The organism is Tardiphaga sp. 215_C5_N2_1 (assembly GCF_052076055.1).
Classification (GTDB): Bacteria; Pseudomonadota; Alphaproteobacteria; order Rhizobiales; family Xanthobacteraceae; genus Tardiphaga; species Tardiphaga robiniae.
In genome coordinates, this window is record NZ_CP197240.1 from 1684871 (window position 1) to 1706931 (window position 22061).

Annotated in this window: 21 protein-coding genes; 14 read left to right on the forward strand and 7 right to left on the reverse strand. The window is 62.2% G+C overall.

The features are described 5' to 3' along the window. Positions 1-46: 46 nt before the first annotated feature. The 11 genes from AB7828_RS07940 (at position 47) to AB7828_RS07990 (ending at position 13502) form a co-directional block, all read left to right on the forward strand. Positions 47-790 carry an SDR family NAD(P)-dependent oxidoreductase gene (locus AB7828_RS07940; RefSeq protein ID WP_441229864.1) on the forward strand — a complete coding sequence of 248 codons (744 nt, stop codon included), beginning with the start codon at positions 47-49 and terminating at the stop codon, positions 788-790. Between the two features lie 102 nt (positions 791-892). Next, positions 893-1534 (forward strand): HAD family hydrolase, encoded by a 642-nt coding sequence (locus tag AB7828_RS07945; protein WP_441229865.1) that lies wholly within the window; start codon positions 893-895, stop codon positions 1532-1534. 124 nt (positions 1535-1658) lie between these two features. After that, the gene (locus AB7828_RS07950; RefSeq protein ID WP_441229866.1) at positions 1659-2792 is read left to right on the forward strand and encodes a hypothetical protein; all 1134 of its coding nucleotides are present in this window, start codon (positions 1659-1661) and stop codon (positions 2790-2792) included. 248 nt (positions 2793-3040) lie between these two features. Continuing rightward, the gene (locus AB7828_RS07955) at positions 3041-3853 is read left to right on the forward strand and encodes a class I SAM-dependent methyltransferase (protein ID WP_441229867.1); all 813 of its coding nucleotides are present in this window, start codon (positions 3041-3043) and stop codon (positions 3851-3853) included. A 311-nt stretch (positions 3854-4164) separates the two neighbouring features. Then, positions 4165-4695 carry an RNA polymerase sigma factor gene (locus AB7828_RS07960; RefSeq protein ID WP_441229868.1) on the forward strand — a complete coding sequence of 177 codons (531 nt, stop codon included), beginning with the start codon at positions 4165-4167 and terminating at the stop codon, positions 4693-4695. 112 nt (positions 4696-4807) lie between these two features. Then, positions 4808-5752, forward strand: a complete 945-nt coding sequence (locus tag AB7828_RS07965) for a FecR family protein (RefSeq protein WP_441229869.1) — start codon at positions 4808-4810, stop codon at positions 5750-5752. A 219-nt stretch (positions 5753-5971) separates the two neighbouring features. Further along, the gene (locus tag AB7828_RS07970; RefSeq protein ID WP_441229870.1) at positions 5972-8551 is read left to right on the forward strand and encodes a TonB-dependent hemoglobin/transferrin/lactoferrin family receptor; all 2580 of its coding nucleotides are present in this window, start codon (positions 5972-5974) and stop codon (positions 8549-8551) included. A gap of 75 nt (positions 8552-8626) precedes the next feature. Beyond that, complete coding sequence (locus AB7828_RS07975) at positions 8627-9442, forward strand: hypothetical protein (protein ID WP_441229871.1); 816 nt, start codon at positions 8627-8629, stop codon at positions 9440-9442. 145 nt (positions 9443-9587) lie between these two features. Beyond that, positions 9588-10343 (forward strand): hypothetical protein, encoded by a 756-nt coding sequence (locus AB7828_RS07980; protein WP_441229872.1) that lies wholly within the window; start codon positions 9588-9590, stop codon positions 10341-10343. An 11-nt stretch (positions 10344-10354) separates the two neighbouring features. Next, positions 10355-12202, forward strand: a complete 1848-nt coding sequence (locus AB7828_RS07985) for a type I secretion system permease/ATPase (protein ID WP_441229873.1) — start codon at positions 10355-10357, stop codon at positions 12200-12202. Next, positions 12192-13502: an HlyD family type I secretion periplasmic adaptor subunit gene (locus tag AB7828_RS07990; RefSeq protein ID WP_441229874.1), complete on the forward strand. Its 1311-nt coding sequence runs from the start codon at positions 12192-12194 to the stop codon at positions 13500-13502. Before AB7828_RS07985 ends, AB7828_RS07990 begins: the two co-directional genes overlap by 11 nt. 16 nt (positions 13503-13518) lie before the next feature. Here AB7828_RS07990 and AB7828_RS07995 read toward each other — a convergent pair whose 3' ends face one another. Continuing rightward, positions 13519-14559 (reverse strand): AraC family transcriptional regulator, encoded by a 1041-nt coding sequence (locus tag AB7828_RS07995; protein ID WP_158596850.1) that lies wholly within the window; start codon positions 14557-14559, stop codon positions 13519-13521. Between the two features lie 81 nt (positions 14560-14640). Here AB7828_RS07995 and AB7828_RS08000 point away from each other — a divergent pair, with 81 nt between their 5' ends. Together AB7828_RS08000 and mddA are read left to right on the forward strand one after the other, a co-directional pair. Continuing rightward, complete coding sequence (locus AB7828_RS08000; RefSeq protein ID WP_147421721.1) at positions 14641-15276, forward strand: hypothetical protein; 636 nt, start codon at positions 14641-14643, stop codon at positions 15274-15276. 54 nt (positions 15277-15330) lie between these two features. Continuing rightward, positions 15331-16113 carry a methanethiol S-methyltransferase gene (mddA, locus tag AB7828_RS08005; protein WP_441229875.1) on the forward strand — a complete coding sequence of 261 codons (783 nt, stop codon included), beginning with the start codon at positions 15331-15333 and terminating at the stop codon, positions 16111-16113. A 65-nt stretch (positions 16114-16178) separates the two neighbouring features. Here the strand turns inward: mddA and der are convergent, their stop codons facing one another. The 6 genes from der to AB7828_RS08035 form a co-directional block, all read right to left on the reverse strand. Next, on the reverse strand, positions 16179-17564 hold the full coding sequence (der, locus tag AB7828_RS08010; protein WP_089263911.1) for a ribosome biogenesis GTPase Der: 1386 nt from the start codon (positions 17562-17564) through the stop codon (positions 16179-16181). 53 nt (positions 17565-17617) lie between these two features. After that, a complete protein-coding gene (locus AB7828_RS08015) occupies positions 17618-18169 on the reverse strand; it encodes a hypothetical protein (protein WP_120292273.1) in 552 nt (183 codons plus the stop codon). A gap of 72 nt (positions 18170-18241) precedes the next feature. Beyond that, the gene (locus AB7828_RS08020) at positions 18242-18895 is read right to left on the reverse strand and encodes a tetratricopeptide repeat protein (RefSeq protein ID WP_441229876.1); all 654 of its coding nucleotides are present in this window, start codon (positions 18893-18895) and stop codon (positions 18242-18244) included. Between the two features lie 172 nt (positions 18896-19067). Beyond that, positions 19068-19322: a hypothetical protein gene (locus tag AB7828_RS08025; protein WP_441227961.1), complete on the reverse strand. Its 255-nt coding sequence runs from the start codon at positions 19320-19322 to the stop codon at positions 19068-19070. Positions 19323-19417: 95 nt separating this feature from the next. Further along, on the reverse strand, positions 19418-20266 hold the full coding sequence (panB, locus tag AB7828_RS08030) for a 3-methyl-2-oxobutanoate hydroxymethyltransferase (RefSeq protein WP_120292267.1): 849 nt from the start codon (positions 20264-20266) through the stop codon (positions 19418-19420). A gap of 4 nt (positions 20267-20270) precedes the next feature. After that, positions 20271-20855, reverse strand: a complete 585-nt coding sequence (locus AB7828_RS08035; RefSeq protein ID WP_441229877.1) for an NnrU family protein — start codon at positions 20853-20855, stop codon at positions 20271-20273. A 150-nt stretch (positions 20856-21005) separates the two neighbouring features. Between AB7828_RS08035 and AB7828_RS08040 the strand changes: the two genes are divergently transcribed. Continuing rightward, positions 21006-22001: a Bug family tripartite tricarboxylate transporter substrate binding protein gene (locus tag AB7828_RS08040; RefSeq protein WP_441229878.1), complete on the forward strand. Its 996-nt coding sequence runs from the start codon at positions 21006-21008 to the stop codon at positions 21999-22001. Positions 22002-22061 lie beyond the last annotated feature (60 nt).

Consider the following 22061-nt stretch of genomic DNA (forward strand, 5'->3'; position numbering starts at 1 on the left):
ATCCCCGCCTTCGCGGGGATGACGCCTGAGATTTATGAGCCGCGCCATGACCCTTCCCCTCGCCTCCCGCATCGCCCTCGTCACCGGCGCCTCGCGCGGCATCGGCTATGCCACTGCGCTGGCGCTGGCCAGGGCCGGCGCGCACATCGTCGCCGTGGCGCGCACCCAGGGCGGCCTCGAAGAACTCGACGACGCGATCCGTGCCGAGGGCGGCAGCGCCACGCTGGTGCCGCTGAACATCACCGATCTCGACGGCCTGTCGCGGCTCGGCGCCGCTCTGCATGAGCGCCACGGCAAGCTCGACATTCTGGTCGGCAATGCTGGCGTCGCAGGCCCCTCGTCGCCGCTCGGCCATATCGAGCTGAAGGCCTGGAACGACACCATGGCCACCAACCTCACGGCCAACTTCCAGCTGATCCGCTGCATGGAGCCACTGCTGCAGCAGTCCGATGCGGGCCGCGCGGTGTTCCTCACATCCGGCACCGCCAGCAAGGCCTCTGCCTATCGCGGCCCCTATGCCGTCTCCAAGGCTGCGCTGGAAACGCTGGTCCGGGTCTGGGCCAACGAGACCGCCACGACGCCGCTGCGTGTGAACCTGTTTAATCCCGGCCCGATCCGCACCCACATGCGCGCCATCGTGATGCCCGGCGAAGATCCCGAAACGCTCGACACGCCGGCGCAAGTTGCCGAGACCATCGTGCCGCTCTGCCTGCCGTCATGGACGGAGACCGGGAAGTTCGTCGACTACAAGACCGGCAAGGTGATGGGCTTCCACGCACCTGCCCCATAACTGCTTGCTGCGATCGAGGACCGGGCGCTCGCATTCCTCAAAGATGCGTAGAACCTATAAGGTGAGAGACCCCGCAAACTGAGACGACATGGATCATCGCTTATGATCGAACTAGTGATCTTTGATTGCGACGGTGTTCTGGTCGATAGCGAGAGGATCGCTCTTGCGGTACTCGCTCAAGCAGCTACTGCTGAGGGGGCTGCGATTAGTGCGGAAGAAGCAATTCGGCTGTTTCGCGGAATGAAAATGGCAGACTGCGTCGCCGAAATTGAACGCAGATCGGGGCGCCGCGTTCGCAATCACTTTGTCGCGGACTTGAGGGAAGCCATAGCGATTGCGTTCGAGGCAAATTTGCAGGCTGTGGAAGGGATTCACGCGGCATTAGCATCAATCACGCTTCCAGTCTGCGTCGCATCAAACGGGCCAATGTCCAAACTTACGCACACTCTCGGATTGACCAAGCTTCTTCCACACTTCGAGGGACGCATATTCAGCGCCTATGAGGTTGGTTCATGGAAGCCGGACCCTGGGCTTTTTCTGCACTCCGCACGATCGCTGGGGGTCAACCCGTCGCGCTGCATCGTCGTTGAAGATTCACTGCCCGGAATTTGGGCGGCCAAGGCCGCCGGAATGCGCGTGCTCGGCTTTACAGCTGGTGACGCCGAAGTGGCGTTGGAACTGGGTACAGGTTGCTCCGAACTGTTCGATAGCATGAGCGAGCTTCCGGCCCTGCTGGTAGGCTAGCATCCTTTTGGGGAATTCGAACTGAGACACCAGCAATCACTGCCTCTCGGTTGACTCATAGCTAGCCGCGTTATTCACTCCCTCCCAAGCGGGACAACCCGCACCGACAATCAGGGAGGTCGTCATGGCGTCGCCAACTCATCGCGCGCGGTCACTGCGTGCACTTGCAACAGCAGCCCTCGCTTTCGCCGCGCTGTCCCTCGCACCTCCCTCCTCCCGCGCCGCCGATATCCCCCGCTTCGAGGTCGACGCGTCCTGGCCGAAGCCGCTGCCGAACAACTGGATCCTCGGCCAGGTCGGCGGCATCACGACCGACAAGGACGGCCACATCTGGGTGATCCACCGCCCGCGCTCGCTGACCGATGACGAGAAAGGCGCGGCACTCAATCCGCCGCGTTCGAAGTGCTGCGTCTCAGCGCCGCCCGTATTAGAGTTCGATGCCGCCGGCAATCTGTTGCGCTCATGGGGCGGTCCTGGCGAAGGCTATGAATGGGTCGGCCGCGAGCATGGCATCGAGGTCAGCGACGATGGCTTTGTCTGGGTCGGTGGCAATCTCGACAACGACAATGCGATCCTGAAATTCACCACCGACGGCAAATTCGTGATGCAGATCGGCAAGATCGCGCCGAGCAAGGGTAGCAACGACACCACCAAGCTCGGCAAGCCCGCCGAGACCGCCATCGACAAGGATGCCAACGAGATCTATGTCGCCGACGGTTACGGCAATCGCCGCGTCATCGTATTCGACGCCACCACCGGCGCCTACAAGCGGCACTGGGGTGCCTATGGCAACAAGCCGAATGACGACAAGCAGGCGGCCTACGACCCCAATGCGCCGGTGTCGCAGCAGTTCGGCAATCCCGTGCATTGCGTGAAGCTCGCCAATGACGGCCTCGTCTATGTCTGCGACCGCATCAACAACCGCGTGCAGGTGTTCAAGAAGGACGGCAGCTTCGTGAAGGAGTGGTTCTACGAGAAGGCCACCCTCGGCAACGGCGCGGTGTGGGATCTCGCGGTGTGGCCCGATCCTAAGCAGAGCTGGCTGCTAACAGCGGATGGTGAGAACAACGAGATCCGCGTCATCAATCGCGACGACGGCAAGGTCGTCGGCACCTTCGGCCGTAATGGCCGTCAGGCCGGCCAGTTCCACTGGATTCACGCCATGGCAGTCGATACCAAGGGCAACGTCTACACGGCCGAAGTCGACACCGGAAAGCGCATCCAGAAGTTCAGGCTTGTCTCGGATGCGCTGAAGTAGCTGTCGCTACGAGTTATAGCCAGATCGTCTGTTTCCGGTCCCGACGATGCACGCCCCATGCTGGTGCATGCGAACAATGGAGCCGTCCATCATCTGGACAGCTCCATCGTTCGAGCGCCCGGTTGGAGAATTTGAATCACTGACGTTCGGCCAGACGCAATGGCCCTGGCCCGGCTCTCGCCCTTCGGGACGACGCCGACAATACATGCTAGTCTCGCGCGCCATCAAACGGACGACGGGTGATAGCAATGCTGGAAACGGACAAGTTATTCGCTGGCTCGATTCCGGAAAACTACGACCGCTATATGGTGCCGTTGATTTTCGAGCCCTACGCCGCAGATCTCGCACAACGCGCAGCGTCTTTCGCGCCAGGCGCCGTTCTGGAAATCGCCGCGGGCACCGGAGTTGTCACCCGGGCGCTGGCGCCAAAACTGTCCCCCGATGCAAGCTATATTGTCACCGACCTCAACCAGCCGATGCTCGACTACGCCGCGTCGCGACAAGCTCCGGACAATCGCATCACGTGGCGACAAGCGGATGCTCTGGCGCTCCCGTTTGAAAATGCGGCCTTCGATCTCGTGTGTTGTCAGTTCGGTGCGATGTTCTTTCCTAATCGCCCATCTGCCTACCGCGAAGCGAAGCGAGTTCTGAAGCCCGGAGGACATCTTTTATTCAATGTATGGGATCGCATCGAGGACAATGTATTTGCTGACGATGTGACGAATGCTCTCGCAAAGATTTTCCCGGACGATCCGCCGCGCTTTCTGGCGCGCACGCCACACGGCTACCACGATACGGCACTGATCCGTCGCGAGCTGGAGGACGCAGGTTTCTCCCATGTGATGATCGAGACGAGAGCCGAACAAAGCCGTGCATCCTCGCCGCGCCTTCCGGCCGTTGCTTATTGTCAGGGAACTGTTCTTCGCACCGAAATCGAAGCCAGAGACGCGGGAAAACTGGAAGCTGCAACTGACTACGCAGCATCTGAAATTGCGCGCAGACATGGCAACGGCGAGGTTGCTGCTAAAATTCAGGCACACGTGATCGTGGCTGCGGCCTGAGTGTCGGAATATCCCGTGCCGGCACTTCGCATGGCCGGGCTTCCGTGAATTTCGAACCGTTCTATATCACGTCCTCATCAATAACTTGAGCTGGACAGTGGTACCGTCTATCTCTGCCGGACAATCAGGAATATCCTGACTACAGGAACCGGTGATGAGCGAGATTTCCGATAGCGACATTGGCGCCGTCGGTGACATGGTCGACGATCTCGTCATACAGACAACATATCGTTTGTATGGGTCAGCTATTGCCCCGTTCTCAATGATCGCCGCAACGCATCGAAGCCCGTCTTGTTCGAACGCGTGACATCATGCCCCTCTGGAAGAGCACGATCGCGAGGCTCTTTACGTCACATCGCGCTCATCTCGAAACGCTCGTGCGTCGCCGGGTCCGTGATCGTGAAGTGGCTTCGGAGATCGTCCAGGACGTCTTCGCCCGGGTGCTTGCCGCCGGGACTAACGGCTCGGATGAAGACAACAAGCGCGTCCTCTACGCTGCAGCCCGGAACGCCGCAATCGATCATAACCTGACGGCATCGCGGCGGCATCATATGCTCGCCGATGTATTGCCTGAACAGCTCAGTCCCGGGCAGCCATCGGAAGACGCCGCACTGCAGGCGCGCGAGGCCGTTGCCGCGCTGGATCGCGCGCTCACGCAGCTTCCCGCCCGAACCCGCGAGATCTTCATTCGCCGACGTGTCAATGGCGAATCCAATGCCGAGATCGGACAGCGGTTCGGCATTTCCGTGAGTGCCGTCGAAAAACATCTGCTACGCGCCATGCAACACTGCCGCGCCGCCGTGGACGATCATCTCAACCTCGCCAGCAAAGATTTCCGCTAAAATGGATGTGGGTTCTTTCTCGTCGCTCGTTGTAAAGGTAGGAGTAGCTGGAACGCTTCTAACGGCAGGAGCATTCCCGCATCGCCTTTTCGATCGATCGAAGGAATTGCTGATGAAACCTGGCGACCGGCCAACGAAAGCACAGTGCGCCGCCGCTGATCTCTGGCTCATCCGACGCGACGGGACGACAACCGAGGCCGACGAAGCGTCCTTTCGGCAATGGCTCAATGAGGATCATCGTCATCAACTTGCCTATCGCGAAGCAGCGGCGATCTGGCAGCAGCTTGAGGAGCCTGCCATTCGGCTGGCTGCACGCGACCATCGTCTCGGCAACATCGCTGCCCGGCGCCAGATGAGATGGTGGCCGGCATTGCCCGCAGCGATCGCTGCAGCCTGCGTCATCTGGGTCATCAATCCATCGATGCTTGAGAACTGGCAGGCAGATATTGTCACTGCGCGTGGTCAGGTGATGGCCCGCGACCTGCCGGACGGCTCCCGCCTGAACATCGGTGCCGACACTGCCCTGGACCTGGACTTCAAGGATGGTCGACGCCGGGTCGTTCTGCGCCGTGGCCAGGCCTTTTTCGATGTAAAGCCAGACCAGACGGCCTTCACGGTCGACAGCGGCGCAGGCGAAATCCGCGTGCTCGGGACTGCCTTCAATATCGACCGGACGGCTGATGGTGTCGAGGTGACAGTTCAGCGCGGACTGGTGTCGGTCGCCGGCGAGGATCGCGATGCGACCGTCAAGCTATCGGCAAACCAGCATGTGCGCGTGTCCGGCGGAAAGCTCGGCACCGTCGAAACCGGAGACATTGACGCCAGGCTCGCATGGATATCCGGCCGCCTGGTCTTCGACCGCGTCCCGCTGCATCGGGTCGTCGAAGCGCTGCAGCGTCAGACATCGAGCCGCATCGTCATCCGCGGTCGCTTCAGCGATCTGCTCGTCTCCGGCACGTTTCCGACCACGAATGTCGATGAAAGCCTCACAGCCATTGCCGGCATGATCGAGGGCAACGTCGCCCAGATCACCCCTTGGGTGACCGTTATCTACTGAACTCCTCCGCTGTTTACCGGAATTCTAAACCGCAACACCACGGACCTGATGTGGGTTTGATTTCGTGACTCGTTGAACTGGATGAAGAGCAGAAGCTCTTCGCGGCGCTGGGGCGGCGCACAGCAAACAATGAGACAACGGAGTTCGTGCGTAATGCGGTTCGGGGGTAGACGGGGCGTCGCTCGCCATGTGGCGAGCGGGCTGATCGGCATATTGCCGTTGATCACGACAGTACCGGCTTTTGGCCAAAACAATGTCGAAGCAACAGCGACCACCCCTACGACCTACCCGCTCAACATTTCCGCCAAACCTCTTGCAGCAGCAATTGCCGACCTCGGCGCCAGCAGCGGATGGCGCATCCTCTACACGATCCAGCTCGCGCCAGACATCCGCAGCCAGCCGTTGAACGGCAATTACACGGTCGCACAAGCGCTGGGACAACTGCTGGCCGGCACGGGAATTACGTATCGCATCACCGGCCCGAAAGCCGCGCTGCTGATCGATCCGTCGCAGAGCCGCGCGGGGCCCGTCCCTTCGGGCGACGGCGTCCAGCTCGATACGATCGTCGTCGATGCGGCCAGGAGCGATAATACGACGGGCTCCGGTTATCAGGGAACGCCGGACTGGGTCTATCAGCGACCGGCCGCGGTCAGCGTGATTTCCCGCGAGGCGATCGAGAGCAGCCCTACACGCAACGCACGCGATCTGCTCGACAATGTCGCCGGCGTCTATGCCAACCGCTCGGCGGCGCAGAACCCTGGCATCAGCGTCAATATCCGCGGCCTGCAGGACCAGGACCGCATTGCCACCATGATCGACGGCGCGCGGCAGAACTTCCAGCGCAGCGGCCACGGTGCGACGCAGCGGACCTATGTCGACACCGCCTTCCTGCGCCAGATCGACGTGGAGAAGAGCACGACATCGGGCGTTGGAAGCGCCGGCGCGCTCGGCGGCCTTGTCAATTTCCGCACCTTCATCGCCGACGACCTGATCAAGCCCGGCAATCAATATGGCGGCATGGTGAATGCCACTACGGGTACCAATGCGTACAATTTCGACGGTTCGACGGCCGCAGCCGTCCGCGTGTCGGAGCGTTTCTCGGTGCTCGGCGGCGTCAGCTACAAGAACATCGGCGCCTACGATATCGGCAAGAACGGCACGATCGGTGGCGGCACCACGGCCTATGACGGCAATGTCTTCCTGTTCTCCGGCCAGGAGGTGTTCTCGACGATCCTCAAGGCCGAGGCACTGACGACCGAAGACGTCAAGATCACGATCGGCTGGCTGCATAACGATTCCCGGTACAATACCGGAAACTACGATGACACGATCGCACGCGGGGGCATCCTCAAGTCCAGCGAACAGGTCGCCAACGACACATTCACGTCAGCGCTCGACTGGAATCCGGGCAATGACATCGTCAATCTGAAAGCAAAGCTCTACTACAACCACCTCAAGAACGACACGGTCTCCGACGGCGCGTTTGCGCTGACCGGGCCTTCGAACTTCGTATTCTCGACGCTGGGCGGCAGCGTCGAGAACACCAGTCGCTTCGAGACGGGAATCGGCGCGCTGGCGCTCAATTACGGCCTGGAAGCGTTCAGTGACACCGGCAAGACGAAGCTGCAACGCGGCTTCACCGACGCCAACGGCGTCGACTATTCCAGCACCCTGACCGGCGGCACACCGAGCGGAGATCGCGACGTCGCCAGTGGCTTCGGCACGGCCACTCTCAAGCCAACGGAATGGGTGACCCTGATCGGCGGTGTCCGCTACGACTGGTATCATATCGCTGGCAATGCGACGATTTATGGCGATCCGAAGCCGCCGGTCATCGGTCAGAAGATGACCGACCCCGGTAAGCCGGCCGGCTGTAACCGGCGCGGCTGCTGGGACACTATTCTGCCGAAATATGAGCCGATCTACGGTCCCCCTGTCTATCCGAGCTATGATGTGGAGATCGATAAATCCGGCGGCGCCTGGTTACCGAGCTTCACGGTTGCCTTTCAGCCCACCGATTGGCTGCAGCCCTTCGCCAAATATTCCAAGAGCTATCGGCCCCCGACAATCATGGAATCGATCCTGAATGGCGGCCACGACGCAAATGAAATCAATGGCTACGCGCCGAACCCGTTCCTGCGTCCGGAACGCGGCGACACCTACGAAGCCGGCTTCAATGTCCTGGCCAACGGCATCCTAACCGAGCGCGACACCGTCCGCTTCAAGACCGTCGGCTTCTATCGCGAGATCACGGATTATATCAGCTTCGGCCAGATCCGGAATGCGGAAGCCGCCAAACAATACCAGACCTACGTCAATCTGAATGGCGTCACCCGGATGAAGGGCGTCGAGATCGAGGCCAATTACGACGCGCGATTCCTCTATATCGGCGGGACAGTGACCCGCATCGACACCGATTTCGCCGACAGCTTCACGACCCCGTCGGGCAGAAACATGCCTATCAATAGCGGTCTCGGCGCCGCCGTCATCTTCGAACAGCCGAAGCTGCGCGTAACGCTTGATGCCGGCATCCGGCTATTCGACGAGAAGTTGACGCTGGGCACACGCATCGTCGACGTCTCGAAGACCGTCCCTGCCCTCGGTTCGCTGCGCAGCGGCTACGAGATGCCGGGCTACCGCGTCTACGACATCTACGGATCCTACAGCTTCGACGAAGCGACCAAGCTGCGCTTCGCCGTGAACAACGTCACCGACCTTGCTTATGCGCCGGCGGTCGGCGCCAATTTCTACGCCGCGCCGGGCCGCACTGCGACGGTGTCGCTGAACTACAAATTTTAGGAATCCCCAAGCTCCCTCGCCGGGGATGGGTCGCTCGTCACACGACGGGCATAACAGCAGAGAAGGATATCCAGAATGACCTTAAATATTCAGCTCACGGCTGCGAGTAGCAATCTCGCGACTTATCTGGCGTCATACGATGCCAATTTCACCTACAACGGAAACGGCTGGTTCTCCACCTCGTTCACCGGCCAGGATCAGTGGTCGGCCGGCGTCGATACCGAAGGCGCCGACAACAATCTGCCTTCCGTCATCATGAACATTCATGACTACACCTATTCGCCCGGTGCATTCAACGGTGACGTGGAATCGCTCACGCTTGGCCATAATCTTGAATATGTGCCGGCCACGGATCTGTGGGTGCAAGATCAGGAACTGATCATCACCAATAGCAGCGGCTACATGCCCGTCACCACCACCTTCAATCAGGCGATCTATTCGCTATCGCATGGCGGCCTGGTCGATGGTGGGACGTTCTTCGGTCAGTCGTTCGCGGGATTGACGGACTACTTCGCCGAGCAGGGAACGAACCAGACGGGCACCACGGGCGACGACGTTCTCCTCAGCTTTGCGGGCAACGACGTGCTGAGCGGCAACGGCGCCGTATCGGTGGATACATTCCGCTGGAGCGCTGATTACTACGACACGGCCGCGGGCACCGCTGCACAGGGCTGGGGTAACGACGTCATCACCGACTTCTTCGACGACGCCGACCAGATTCAGTTCACGGGTTTCGGCTGGGCAAATGCTGCGGCATTCCAGAGCGCAGGCGGCAGCCTGTCCGGCAATGTCATCACCTATGCCGATGCGACGAACGGGCTGACCAGCACCATCACCGTGAACTTCGACGGCGGCGGCACGCTGGACTGGAGCGATATCGCCTTCGTCTAACAGACTTCGCTGCGAACTGGCGGCCACGCAACCTGCTGACGCGACGCTGATGTCGCGTCAGCTCCTTGCATCGGGATCGCCTGCAGTGATCACGACACGCCGCTGGATCACGACGTCCCGACAACCCAAATCCTGAGGAAAGACAATGGCACTAACTGTCACCTACAGCGAAGCAAGCAGCAACCTGCCCGCTTATCTGGACAACTGGATCGACAATTTCGAATATCGTGGCACCGGAAATTTCAACGCCGTGAAGAACACAACCGACCAATGGTATGCCGGCACACGCATCGTCGGCGGCGTCGATAACGACAAGTCGTCGATCATCGTGAGCGGTGATGACTTCTCCTATACGCCGGGCATCGTCGATGGCACGGTCACCAACCTGACACTCGGCAGCAATCTGGCTTATGCATCATCGACCGACCTGTGGGTCCAGGATCCCGGTCTGTCGATCGGATTCAGCGGCGCAACGCTGACGCCGGCCTTCGATGCCGCGATCACCGATCTGTCGCAGAATGGCAGCCTGAACGGCCTTTACGGCTACTTTGCCGAACAGGGCACCATCCAGACCGGCACGGCCGGCGACGATGTCATGCTGAGCTTCGGTGGCAATGACAGCTTCACTGGCGGTCTTGGCAACGATACGCTCTTTTTCGCCGACGGGTGCGCCAATGACGTCGTGCTGGATTTTCACGCGGCCGCAGGCGATTTCGACGTCCTCGACCTGCAGGGCGTGACCAACATCTCGAACTATGTCGATCTGTTCTTCAACCACAGCAACTGGTGGGACAATAGCAACGTGCTCACCATCACCGACGGCGCCAACTCGATCCAGCTCGATGGCTATGTCGGGACAGACATGCTTGGTCTGATCCTGGACGGCCACTTCACCGTCTGAGCAGAGCTGTCGTGGTGAAAGCTCCGCAGCGAAGTCCGTCGCAGCCATTGGCTGCGGCGGCCATCTCGCCACTCAAGCCCGCCATCGCGGGGATCGCCGTGATCAGCGGCATCGTGAACGTGCTCGCGCTGACCGCGCCGCTGTTCATGCTGCAGGTCTATGACCGTGTGCTGGCCAGCCGCAGCGTTTCGACGTTGATCGGCCTAGGTGTGCTGGCGGCCACGCTCTACGCTTTTCAGTCCCTTTTCGACATCATTCGATCGCGCATTCTGCTGCGCATCGGCGAGCGCTTCGATCATCAGTTGTCCGGCCGTGTGCATGATGCCGTTGTCTGCCTGCCGCTTGAGATGCCTTTGCCGGGCGATGGCCTGCAGCCGTTACGCGATCTCGACAATGTGCGCGGCTTCCTGTCCGGCCCCGGCCCGACCGCCTTTTTCGACCTGCCGTGGATGCCATTCTACCTCGCCATCTGCTTCGTGTTTCACTTCTGGATCGGCATCACGGCCCTCGTGGGCGCGGTCATCCTCGTATCCCTCACCCTTCTCACCAATGCCCGTTCCAAGGGACCCGCCCGCGAGACCGTGCAACACGGCATGTTTCGCAACGCGCTGATGGAGGCCAGCCGCCGCAATGCCGAAGTCGTGCGCGCGATGGGCCTCGGCGGCCGGATGGCCGCGCGCTGGCATCGTACCAATTCGGATTATCTGGCGGCCAATCGACGAGCTGGCGATGTGGCGGGAGGCCTCGGCGGTGTAGCCCGCGCGCTGCGTGCGCTGCTGCAGTCGACCATGCTCGGTGTCGGCACCCATCTCGTGATCAGGCAGGAAGCCAGCGCCGGTGTGATGGTGGCGAGTTCGATCATGATGGGCCGGGCGCTTGCGCCCGTGGATCTGGCCATCTCGACATGGAAGCCGTTCCTGATGGCGCGGCAAAGTTGGGCACGGCTCGATGAATTGCTGACGCGCCTGCCGGAAGCCCCCAAGGCGATGGCACTGCCACGCGCGCATATCGATCTGCGCGTCGAGGCAATGACCATCGCGCCGCCCGGAGAGAAACGGCCGAGCGTCGCGGGGCTGAGCTTTACCGTCTCCGCCGGAAGTGCTCTTGGCATCATCGGCCATAGTGGCAGCGGCAAGTCCACACTGGCACGTGCACTGGTGGGCGCCTGGCGACCCGCCAGCGGCAAGGTGCGCATCGACGGTGCCAGCTTCGACCAGTGGGATCGCGAGATGCTCGGTCGCGATATCGGCTATCTGCCGCAGGGCGTCGAACTGTTCGATGGTACCATTGCCGAGAATATCTCCCGCTTCGAAGATGACCCGGACTCCGAGGCCATCGTCGCCGCGGCCAAAGCTGCCGGCGTGCACGATCTCATTCTGCGGCTGGAACATGGCTACCAGACGCGGATCGGCGAAGCCGGCTCAGCCCTGTCCGCCGGCCAGCGCCAGCGCATCGGGCTGGCACGCGCGCTTTATGGCGATCCGTTCCTGGTCGTGCTCGACGAGCCCAATGCCAATCTCGACGTCGAGGGCGAAGCGGCGGTCATCCGCGCCATCGCCGCCATCCGCGAGCGCAAGGGCATTGCCATTGTCATCGCTCATCGTCCGAGCGCAATCGGCGCCGTTGACCTCGTCCTGGTGATGGAAGGCGGTCGTGCCAAGGCATTCGGTCCCCGCGCGGACGTCCTCAGCAAAGCGCTGAAGGCTCCCGCCCCCGCAGCACACGGCAGCGGCACGACGACCGGCCATACGGCCACCGCGCGGTCTCTGGCGCCGCTGCGGGTGATCGCCAATCCCGCCGACAAGTCGGGAATGAGCACACATCCTCATGACGATATGGAAGATCGGGATGCCCGATAGCAATGTCTCGGCGGTCTCCCACTCGATCCTGCGCCATCTCGGCATCGCCACGCTGGCGGGTGTTGTGCTGGTTGGCGGCATCGGCGGATGGGCTGCGGCGACCAATCTGGCCGGTGCGGTCGTCGCCGCAGGACACTTCGTCGTTGATACCAACGTCAAGAAGGTCCAGCACCCGACCGGCGGCGTGGTCGGCGAAATTCTGGTCCGCGAAGGACAGCGCGTGACTGCAGGCGACATTGTAATGCGCCTCGACGCGACGCAGACGCGCGCTAATCTCGCCATCGTTACCAAACGGCTCGACGAATTCGCGGTGCGACGGGCGCGGCTCCGCGTCGAGCGCGACGAGGCCGGCGTCATCGCCTTCCCCGACGAAATCAGATCACGCGCTGCCTATCCGGAGATCGCGCAGCTCATGGCTGGTGAAAGCAGACTGTTCGAACTGCGCCGCGATGCCCGTCTCGGCCAGAAGGCACAGCTTCGCGAACGCGCCCTTCAATACGGCAAGGAAGTGCGCGGCCTCGTGGCTCAGGAGGAAGCGAAAATTCGCGGCATTGGTCTGATCGAACGCGAACTGACAGGCGTGCGCGAGCTATGGGAGAAAGGGCTGGTGCCCATTCAGCGCATGATGGCGCTGGAACGCGAAGCGGCAAACCTCGACGGCGAACGCGGCCGGCTCGTTGAAGCCCAGGCGCAATCCGGCGGCAAGATTTCCGAAACACAGTTGCAGATGATTCAGGTCGACCAGGACCTCCGCAGCGAAGTCGCCAGCAGCCTGCGCGACATCGAGGGCCAGACGGCGGAATATGTCGAACGGAAGGTGACTGCAGAAGATCAGCTCAAGCGGATCGATATTATCGCTCCGCAAAGCGGACTGGTCCACGAGCTCGCGGTGCACACCGTTGGCGGCGTGATTTCGCCAGCCGATACCGTCATGCTCATCGTGCCCGACAGCGACAGGCTAGCGCTCGAAGTACAGATCAACCCGCAGGACATCGACCAGATACGGCTCGGCCAGCCTGCCGTGCTGCGCATGTCGGCCTTCAACCAGCGCACCACGCCCGAACTGAACGGCAGCGTCAGCCGCATCGCCGCCGACCTGACGCTGGATCAGAAGTCCGGGCTTTCCCATTACATCGTGCGGATCACCATCCCGCCGCAGCAACTGGCGCGCCTCGGCAAACTCGCCCTCGTTCCCGGAATGCCTGCGGAAGCCTTCATTCAGACCGGCGAACGCACAGTCCTGTCTTTTCTGATCAAGCCGATCGGTGACCAGATCGCACGATCATTTCGCGAGGAATAGCCAGTTTAAGTCGAGGTCAGCCTCTGCGCATGGGGCTCGGATACGGCTTCGCCGACTTCGCGCCGTCACGCCAGCGACCCGGTGCTATTCCGGTCACGCGCTTGAAGGCGCGATTGAAGGCCGCCTCGGAGTCGTAGCCGACATCGCTGGCGATGACAGCAAGACTGTCGCCACCCGTTCGCATGCGCTCCGCTGCCAACTGCATCCGCCAGCTGGTCACATATTCGATCGGAGCCTGGCCCAACACCTCGTTGAAGCGCTCGGCGAGCACCGTGCGCGACGTGCCGCATTCGCGGGCCAGATCGTCAACCGTCCAGCGATGACCGGGATTTCCGTGGACATGCCACATCGCACGTCCGAGCACGGGATCGTTCAGTGCTGCGAACCAGCCATGCGCGCTGGGCGGCAATCCCGCAGCGTAGCGACGCAGCACCTCGACGAATAGCAGCTCCATCAGTCGGCCGAGCATGATCTCGCTGCCGGGCGTCGCATCTTCGGTCAGTGAGAGAATTTCGCGCACCGTCGTGGCGAGAATCGCGCTCACCTTGTCGTCGCCGGCGCGATCGATGAGCATCGGCGGCAGGGTCCGAAAGACCGGAGAATGCAGCAGCTCCGACGATTCGATGAAGCCGCAGACCATGCGGGTCTCCCGCCCTCCGCCGCCATGCTCGATCGTCCACATGCCGGATAGTGGACCGGCCCGCACCAGTTCCATCGCGGAACACAACTCCGCGCCATCGCCGCTGTAGAACCTGTGCGTGTCGGCGAACGGCATCAGCAGAACGTCGCCCGCGGCAATGGTGCCTCGCTCGCCACTGGCGAGTTCGACGGTGCATTCGCCCGCCGCGATCAAATGAAAAATGCTGACATGGCGCAAATGCGCCATCGGAGTGCGTTCGTCGAAATGTTTCGGACTAATGAGGCCGAAGGGCTCGGTCAGGCTGGCGTTCAGAAATACCGATCCGCTGAGCCGGATCGACCGCAGCATATCTGCGAGCAAATCCCCACCGCGATCAATATCCGGCGTCGCTGCAAATGATGGCGGTGTCTCGATCATGCGAGGTCCTGAACCTCCGATCATCGTCCGCAGCCCCAACCATGCGCGGCATGTGGCGCATTGTATCCGATGGAGACGATGATGATCAAGAAACGGCTGTCCAAAGCCGCCGATCGTAGCTTCCGGTTGATTGCAGCACTGTTGATGCGGCGCGCCATTGCGCGGCTGATCAGCATCGACGACAGATCGCTATCCAAGGCAGGATTATCACGCGCCGCGGTGGCCGAGTTCCTCGAGAGTCCGCTTCAAACCGACCCGCACCGCTTCTTTGGTAGCAAGCATGCGCAGCGCGATGTGCAAGACGTCGATACCGCTCTTGAGTCGGGTCAAGTGTCGCTGCCCCAACCGGACCCGACTCAAAATCTCGCAGATGAATCGATCGCTTTCGACAGCCATCGCGCGCAGATCGATACGCTGCACCGGGAAACCATCATGCGTGCGATCCGACAAATGGTGAGCTTCCGCATTCGGATACTTACAGCTGGCGTGCTCGTCGCCGTCGGCGCCCTGAGTGCCTGCTCCGGCAGCCTGCCCGATCACAATGCGGCACAAATCCGCCGTGATCACCCCGCGCGTTGTCGGCTGCAGCCCGATGCCATTCCGTTAGCGCCGATCATGCGGCCGATCGTGCGCGTGGCCGAGGCATCCCTTCTCCCCGGGAAGCCCCGCGCCAAGCAACCCGAAGCGCGCGCGGGTCCTCCCGGACGGGCCAGCTGAGACAACGCTTACGCTTGGTTCAAATCGACAAGACAACCAGCAAAGGATAGTTCCATGACCCGCATCATTGCACTCCTCTACGGGCTCGCGTCCTACGCGATCTTCTTCATCACGATCCTCTATGCCATCGGTTTCGTCGACGGAATGATGGTACCAAAAGACATCAACACCGGAACGCAGGTTCCGTGGCTGGAAGCTGGGCTCGTCAATCTCGCTCTGATGTCGCTGTTTGCAATCCAGCACAGCGTCATGGCGCGGAAGTCGTTCAAGCAGTGGTGGACGCAATATGTCCCGGCTTCGGTCGAGCGCAGCACCTATGTGCTGTTCGCGAGCCTGAGCCTTCTGCTGCTGTTCTGGCAGTGGCGCCCAATGCCGGCGGTCGTCTGGCAGATCAACAATCCACAATTGGTCATGACGATGACAGGGCTTTCCCTGTTCGGATGGGTCCTCGTCTTCACCAGCACGTTCCTGATCAACCATTTCGAGTTGTTCGGCGTGCAGCAGGTAGTGCAGAATTTGTCTGACCAGAAGCCGTCTGCGCCGGCGTTTCGCACGCCGCTCTACTACAACTTTGTGCGCCACCCGATCTATCTCGGCTTCATCATCGCCTTCTGGGCGACGCCGCTCATGACGGTCGGACATCTGTTGTTTGCGGCCGTCACCACCGCCTACATCTTCGTCGGGATCTTTCTGGAAGAGCGCGATCTGGTCGAGCTGTTCGGCGATGACTATCGCCGCTACCGCGATCGGGTGTCGATGATCCTGCCGTGGCGCAAATCAGAGCGTCCGCCGACGCAGAGGCACGCCAATCCGTTCGGACTCACCGGCGAGCGATAGGACACAAAATAAAAACGCCGGATCGCGTGCACCGCGATCCGGCGTTTTTTTTTCCTGCTGGTCGATCAGTTCGGCCGCTTGCGCTTGTGCGCGAACGGGTTCGCCTTCTCGCGCAACGTGATGCGGATCGGCGTGCCCGGCAGGTCGAAAGCTTCGCGCAGCGTATTGGTGAGATAGCGCAGATAGCTCGTCGGCACCGCATCGGCGCGCGAGCAGAACACCACGAAGCTTGGCGGCCGTGCCTTGTTCTGGGTGACGTAGTTCAGTTTCAGCCGGCGACCCGATACCGACGGCGGCGGATTCTTGTCGATCGCATCCTCGAACCAGCGATTGAGGCCTGCGGTGGGAATACGGCGATTCCAGACCGCGTAGGCATCCTGTATCGCCTTCATCAGCCGTTCTACACCCTCTCCCATCAGCCCGGAGATCGCTACGACCGGCACCCCCCTGATCTGCGGCAACAAGTGATCGGCATCGGTGCGCAGCGCGCCAATCTGGCCGCCCTGCTTCTCGACCAGATCCCATTTGTTGACCGCAAGCACCAGCGCGCGTCCCTCACGCTCGACCAGATCGGCGATGCGCAGATCCTGTTCCTCGAACTTGTTCTGCGAGTCCATCATCAGCACGACGACTTCGGCGAAACGCACCGCGCGCAGCGTATCGGCGACGGAGAGCTTCTCCAGCTTCTCCTCGATGCGCGAACGGCGGCGTAGACCCGCGGTATCGAAGATGCGGAAGTCGCGGCCCTTGTAGTTGAGCTCGACCGAAATGCTGTCGCGTGTGGTGCCGGCTTCCGGCGAGGTCAGCAGGCGCTCTTCGCCGAGCAGATAGTTGATGGTGGTCGATTTGCCGGCATTGGGGCGCCCGACGATAGCGACGCGGATCGGCCGCGTCTCGATCTCTTCTTCGGGAATGATGACGTCGTCGTCGTCGAATTCTTCCGGCTCTTCGACCGGCTCCGGCATCAGCACGCGCAGCGCGTCATAGAGCTCGCCGAGGCCTTCGCCGTGTTCGGCGGAGACCTGGATGGGATCACCGAGGCCCAGGGCATAGGATTCCATCGCGCCGACTTCGCCGTGCTTGCCCTCGCTCTTGTTGGCGAGCAGCAGCACCGGCTTGTTGGCGCGGCGTGCGAAATCCGCGAAGGCGCGGTCGTTCGGCGTCAAGCCCATGCGCGCATCGATGACGAAGAACAGCGCATCGGCCAGCGCAATCGCCGTCTCGGTCTGTTCCTGCATGCGTGCGGTCAGCGAGCCCTTTGGGCCTTCATCGAGACCGGCGGTGTCCACCAAAGTGAATTCGAGATCGCCAAGCTTGCCCTCGCCCTCGCGGCGGTCGCGGGTGACGCCCGGGGTGTCATCGACCAGCGCAAGCTTCTGCCCGACCAGACGGTTGAACAGCGTGGACTTGCCGACATTGGGTCGGCCGATGATGGCAATGGTATAAGACATAGGTGATCCGTGCGCCCTTTACGGACAGCCTGTCAATGAGAGGGCGCGCGAACTCAGCGCGAGAAACTACCCGACGGCACTGGTGCCGGGAATGGTGTGGTGGCCTGCTGGGCCGGCGCGGCTGCTGCCGGCTCATCCGGCGGCGGCGCGGTGGTGCTGCGGCGGCGGGCGACTTTCTTGCCTTGCGGCGGAGGCGGTGCGGCAGCCGTGCTGCCTTCCTCTGTCGGCGCGGCATCGGGATCGGCGGGCGCTGCGCCGTCCTGACGGACGGTGCCGACCTGAACAGAGCCACGGCTCTTCGCCTTGCGACCCTTCGGCTCCGGCGCGCCCGGCGGCGGCTGCAGTGGGGCGGCTGCGACGGGCGCAGCCTCCTGCGCGCGCTGGCGCTCGACATTCTCCTTGTAGAGATCGCGCGGCACGCCCTGCTCAAGACCGGGGACGCCGTCGGGGAACACCGGCTTGCGGTCGCCGGGCAGCTTCTTCTTGGTGTCCAGGAAGTCGAGCATGTCGGACGGGTCCCAGCCGGTCATGCTGCCGCAGCCCGAGAGCGCGCTGGACAGCGCGATCAGGACGGCGGCGGAAACGAGGCGTTGCATCGGGCGCATGGACGACTTCTCACTCAACTCGTGATCTGAACGATCGGCTTCAGGTCAGCTTTAATTCGGCTCTTTTCTTGCTCAGCTTTTCGCCGCGGGCGGCAGCAGCGCCTGCAGTGCTTCGGCACGGGTCCGCAGGCTCGCCGGCGTCTCCGCATCGTTGGACATCATGTCCAGCCACTGCCGCGTCGCCACGGCGTTGTTGGCCTTCCATGCCGACAGCGCCAGCAGCTCGCGCGCCGAATGGCGATAGGTGCTGGTATTGGTCGTCGCCGGCTCCAGGCGCGTCTGCATCGCCTCATAAGGCGTGGTCTCCAGCAGCAGGCTGCCGGCGCGGATGCGCGCGAGATCCTGCTCGGGTGCTGGAACGGTGCGGTCGGCGATGATGTCGTCATAGAGCTTCACGGCAGCCTGCGGATCGCGCGAAGCAGCCTCGGCAGCGGCGCGCAGACGCGCCAGCGTACGGTAGCCGGACGGCGCCTCGGCAGCGAGCTTGGTGAAGGCGGCTTCCGCCTGGGCATGCTTGTTCTGCTCGGCCAGCTCGACCGCGCGGTCGAACGCCGCACCGGCCACGGCGGCCTTCTTGGCCTCAAGATAGCTGTAGCCACGCCAGCCGCCGACGCCGACCACGATCAGAATCGCGACTGCGATGATCAGGAGCGAATACTTCTCCCAGATCTTCTTGAGCTGCTCGCGACGCAGGTCTTCGTCGACTTCATTAAATAATTCAGACACTTAAAGGTATCCTGTCCCCGATGGGCCGCGCTCACCCCGAGCGGCGCCGGGCATATACGCTCCGGCATGGCGGCGGCGATACCCTAGCGTTATGGCGCTGGCAAGGCAAAGCCAGCGCGATCAAAGCGTTATCCCGAAATGCTTAATTTCGAACCGATGCCTTTTAGGCCCGTCAGTTCATGCCACCGGCGCCGCCGCTGGTGCGGCCATTGGCATTGGACCCGGCGCTGTTGTCGCCGAAGGCCGAATTGGCGTTGTTGCCGCCCAGCGCCGCATTGCCGCGGGTGTCGTTAAGCGGGTTTGGGACCGGACGCGGCTCCTCGACACGATAATGGGGCTTCCGCTCCTTTTTGGCTGGCTCCGCGTGGGAAACCGCGGGAAGCAGCGCCAAAACGGCGACAAAGCTCAGGAATTTCAAGGCCTTCATCATCAACATCCTTCGCATTGCCCCTGCTCTTTCAACCCCGGCCGGGCCGCAAAATTCCTGCGGAAATCCTGCGTCCGTCTTGCGTCAAACCTGCGTCAGCCCTTCGGCTTGCCGCCATAGACATGTTCCGGCCCCGGAAACGCGCGCGAGCGCACGTCGGTGGCGTAGCCCTCGATGGCGGCCTCGATCATGGGTCCGAGATTGCCGTAGCGCTTGACGAATTTCGGCACCCGCGCCGACAGGCCGAGCATATCTTCGAGTACCAATACCTGACCGTCACAAGCCGGGCTCGCGCCGATGCCGATGGTCGGGATCGGAATCGTCTCGGTGATCTTTCGCGCGAGTGGTTCGGCGACTGCTTCAATGACGACGGAGAACGCGCCGGCTTGCGCGATAGCAATCGCATCGTTCTGAATCGGACCCGGCGCGTTATCGCCCCGCGCCAGTGCCTCGGCCTCGGCCTTACCTTGCGAACGGAACGAACCGAGCGCTGCGATCGACTGCGGCGTCAGGCCGATATGCGCCATCACCGGGATGCCGCGCTCGGTGAGGAAGGCGATGGTCTCGGCCATACGCGCTCCGCCTTCCAGCTTCACGGCGCCGCAATGGGTCTCTTTCAGGATGCGCGCGGCGGAATGAAACGCCTGCTCTTTCGAGGCTTCATAGGAGCCGAACGGCATGTCGACAACGACCAGCGACTGCTTCGAACCGCGCATCACAGCATGACCCTGCAGGATCATCATCTCCAGCGTCACCGGGATTGTCGTCTCAAAGCCATGCATCACATTGCCGAGCGAGTCGCCGACCAGGATCACGTCGCAATAGCGATCGACCAATGAGGCCGTATGCGCATGATACGAGGTGAGCATCACGATCGGCTCGCCGTTCTTGCGCGCGAGAATATCCGGTGCGGTCTTGCGCTTAATGGCCGACTGAACTGACATGAACTTAAGCTCCGAACACGGGAACGCCGATCACCACCGGATGGAAGGCGAAACCCAAAGCGATATAGGCGACGACGCCGACCGCGACCGCAATCGCGTCATTCATCGGACCGCCCACCGGGATCGGCGGGCCGCCGGCGTCGGTGCGATGTTTCATCGAGATGCGATCGATCACCGCCCAGGCCAGGAAGGATCCGAACAGAATGATCGAGCCGAGATCGCCATTGGCGAGCAGATGCGCGGCGGCCCACAATTTGATGCCGGCAAGCATCGGATGTTTCAGCGTGGTGTAGATGCGGCCGCGGATATAGGACGCAGTGACCATGATCACCGCCGGCAGCATCAGGGCGACGGTGATGTGCTTCATCGCCAGCGGCGGCGTCCAGACATTGATCCAGCCGGTCGCGCGATATTGCGCGAAGCCCCAGATGATCAGCGCGAGGCCGATAGCGGAGATCAGCGCAAAGCCGAGCTTGTAGACGCTCTCGCCCAGGCGTGCGATCAGCTCCGCGCGCGCCTCGCGCCTGATGATGAACAGGTGAATGCCGAGAAACAGCACGAGGCCGAGGATCATCACGCTCAGTCCCATGATGTTCAGTCCTCTCGCCCGGGCGGTTGCGTGCCGGATGGGTTGCCCGCCCTGAAATTCCCACTATGGTCCCGCCCGGCCAGCGGATTTTAGCCGCCTTTGGTGCCGATCAGACGGCTTCCGGGTATCACTTTTCAGGGGACGCACGCAATGCTGCGAAACGACACGACACCTGCCCGCCTTCACCTTGCGCTCGCAGCGCTGCTGTTCGCGACGCTGCCCTTCGCAGCGCACGCGCAGGCGCCCGTTTGGCCGCCCAAGCTTGTTCGCATCATCGTGCCGTTCGGCGCCGGTGCGAGCCCGGACATCGTGGGTCGCGTGCTCGCCGACAGTCTGCAGACGCGGCATCCCGGCACCAATTTCGTCGTGGAGAATAAGCCAGGTGCCTCCGGCAATATCGGCACCGACGCCATCGCGAAATCCACGCCTGATGGTTCGACCATCGGCATCTCGCTCGGCGGCCCGCTCGCCATCAACACGCTGCTGTTTGCCAAGCTGCCCTACAATCCCGACACCGACATCGCGCCGATCACGCTGCTGACGCAGCTCCCAAGCGTGCTCGCGGTGCCGACCAGCCTCGGCGTCAATACGGTCGCGGAATTCCTGGCCAAGGCCAAAGCCGATCCGAAGGGCCTCGGCTACGGCTCGATCGGCGTCGGCACACTGTCGCAGCTCTGCATGGAAGCGATCGCGCAGAAGGCCGGCGCCAATATGGTGCACATCCCCTATCCGTCGTCGCCCGCGGCGACCACCGCGCTGATCCGCGGCGACGTGCAGGTCGCGTGCCTGCCCGCCATCGGCGTGACGCCGCAGCTCGCCACCGGCGCCGTAAAGATCCTCGCCGTCACCACTGCGAAGCGCTCGCCGTTCCTACCGGATGTGCCGACACTCACCGAGAGCGGCATCGACGTGCAGTCCGACGCCTGGAATGCGCTGGTCGGCCCGGGCGGGCTATCGAAGGATGTGGTGGCGACGATCAATGCCGAAGTGACGCAGACGCTGGCCGAGCCGGCCGTGATCGAGAAGCTGAAGCTGCAGCTCATCACGCCCTCGCCGACCACGCCCGATCAGCTCCGCAAGCGCATGGCCGATGAGAAAGCGCTGTGGGCCGAGGTGATCAAGGCGGCGAAAATCAGGATCGATTGAGGGACTTCCTAACCTCTCCCCGCCCCGCGCGAAGCGAAGCTTCGCTAGGCGGGGCGAGGT

Bases quoted from the DNA above. Each gene is read 5' to 3' on its own strand.
- AB7828_RS08025 (WP_441227961.1), bottom strand. From the start codon at position 19,322: ATGAAGGCCTTGAAATTCCTGAGCTTTGTCGCCGTTTTGGCGCTGCTT.
- AB7828_RS07965 (WP_441229869.1), top strand. From the start codon at position 4,808: ATGAAACCTGGCGACCGGCCAACGAAAGCACAGTGCGCCGCCGCTGAT.
- AB7828_RS07950 (WP_441229866.1), top strand. From the start codon at position 1,659: ATGGCGTCGCCAACTCATCGCGCGCGGTCACTGCGTGCACTTGCAACA.
- AB7828_RS07940 (WP_441229864.1), top strand. From the start codon at position 47: ATGACCCTTCCCCTCGCCTCCCGCATCGCCCTCGTCACCGGCGCCTCG.
- AB7828_RS07960 (WP_441229868.1), top strand. From the start codon at position 4,165: ATGCCCCTCTGGAAGAGCACGATCGCGAGGCTCTTTACGTCACATCGC.
- der (WP_089263911.1), bottom strand. From the start codon at position 17,564: ATGTCTTATACCATTGCCATCATCGGCCGACCCAATGTCGGCAAGTCC.
- AB7828_RS08040 (WP_441229878.1), top strand. From the start codon at position 21,006: ATGCTGCGAAACGACACGACACCTGCCCGCCTTCACCTTGCGCTCGCA.
- AB7828_RS07955 (WP_441229867.1), top strand. From the start codon at position 3,041: ATGCTGGAAACGGACAAGTTATTCGCTGGCTCGATTCCGGAAAACTAC.
- AB7828_RS07945 (WP_441229865.1), top strand. From the start codon at position 893: ATGATCGAACTAGTGATCTTTGATTGCGACGGTGTTCTGGTCGATAGC.
- AB7828_RS07990 (WP_441229874.1), top strand. From the start codon at position 12,192: ATGCCCGATAGCAATGTCTCGGCGGTCTCCCACTCGATCCTGCGCCAT.
- AB7828_RS07995 (WP_158596850.1), bottom strand. From the start codon at position 14,559: ATGATCGAGACACCGCCATCATTTGCAGCGACGCCGGATATTGATCGC.
- mddA (WP_441229875.1), top strand. From the start codon at position 15,331: ATGACCCGCATCATTGCACTCCTCTACGGGCTCGCGTCCTACGCGATC.
- AB7828_RS08015 (WP_120292273.1), bottom strand. From the start codon at position 18,169: ATGCGCCCGATGCAACGCCTCGTTTCCGCCGCCGTCCTGATCGCGCTG.
- AB7828_RS08035 (WP_441229877.1), bottom strand. From the start codon at position 20,855: ATGGGACTGAGCGTGATGATCCTCGGCCTCGTGCTGTTTCTCGGCATT.
- panB (WP_120292267.1), bottom strand. From the start codon at position 20,266: ATGTCAGTTCAGTCGGCCATTAAGCGCAAGACCGCACCGGATATTCTC.
- AB7828_RS07975 (WP_441229871.1), top strand. From the start codon at position 8,627: ATGACCTTAAATATTCAGCTCACGGCTGCGAGTAGCAATCTCGCGACT.
- AB7828_RS08000 (WP_147421721.1), top strand. From the start codon at position 14,641: ATGATCAAGAAACGGCTGTCCAAAGCCGCCGATCGTAGCTTCCGGTTG.
- AB7828_RS07980 (WP_441229872.1), top strand. From the start codon at position 9,588: ATGGCACTAACTGTCACCTACAGCGAAGCAAGCAGCAACCTGCCCGCT.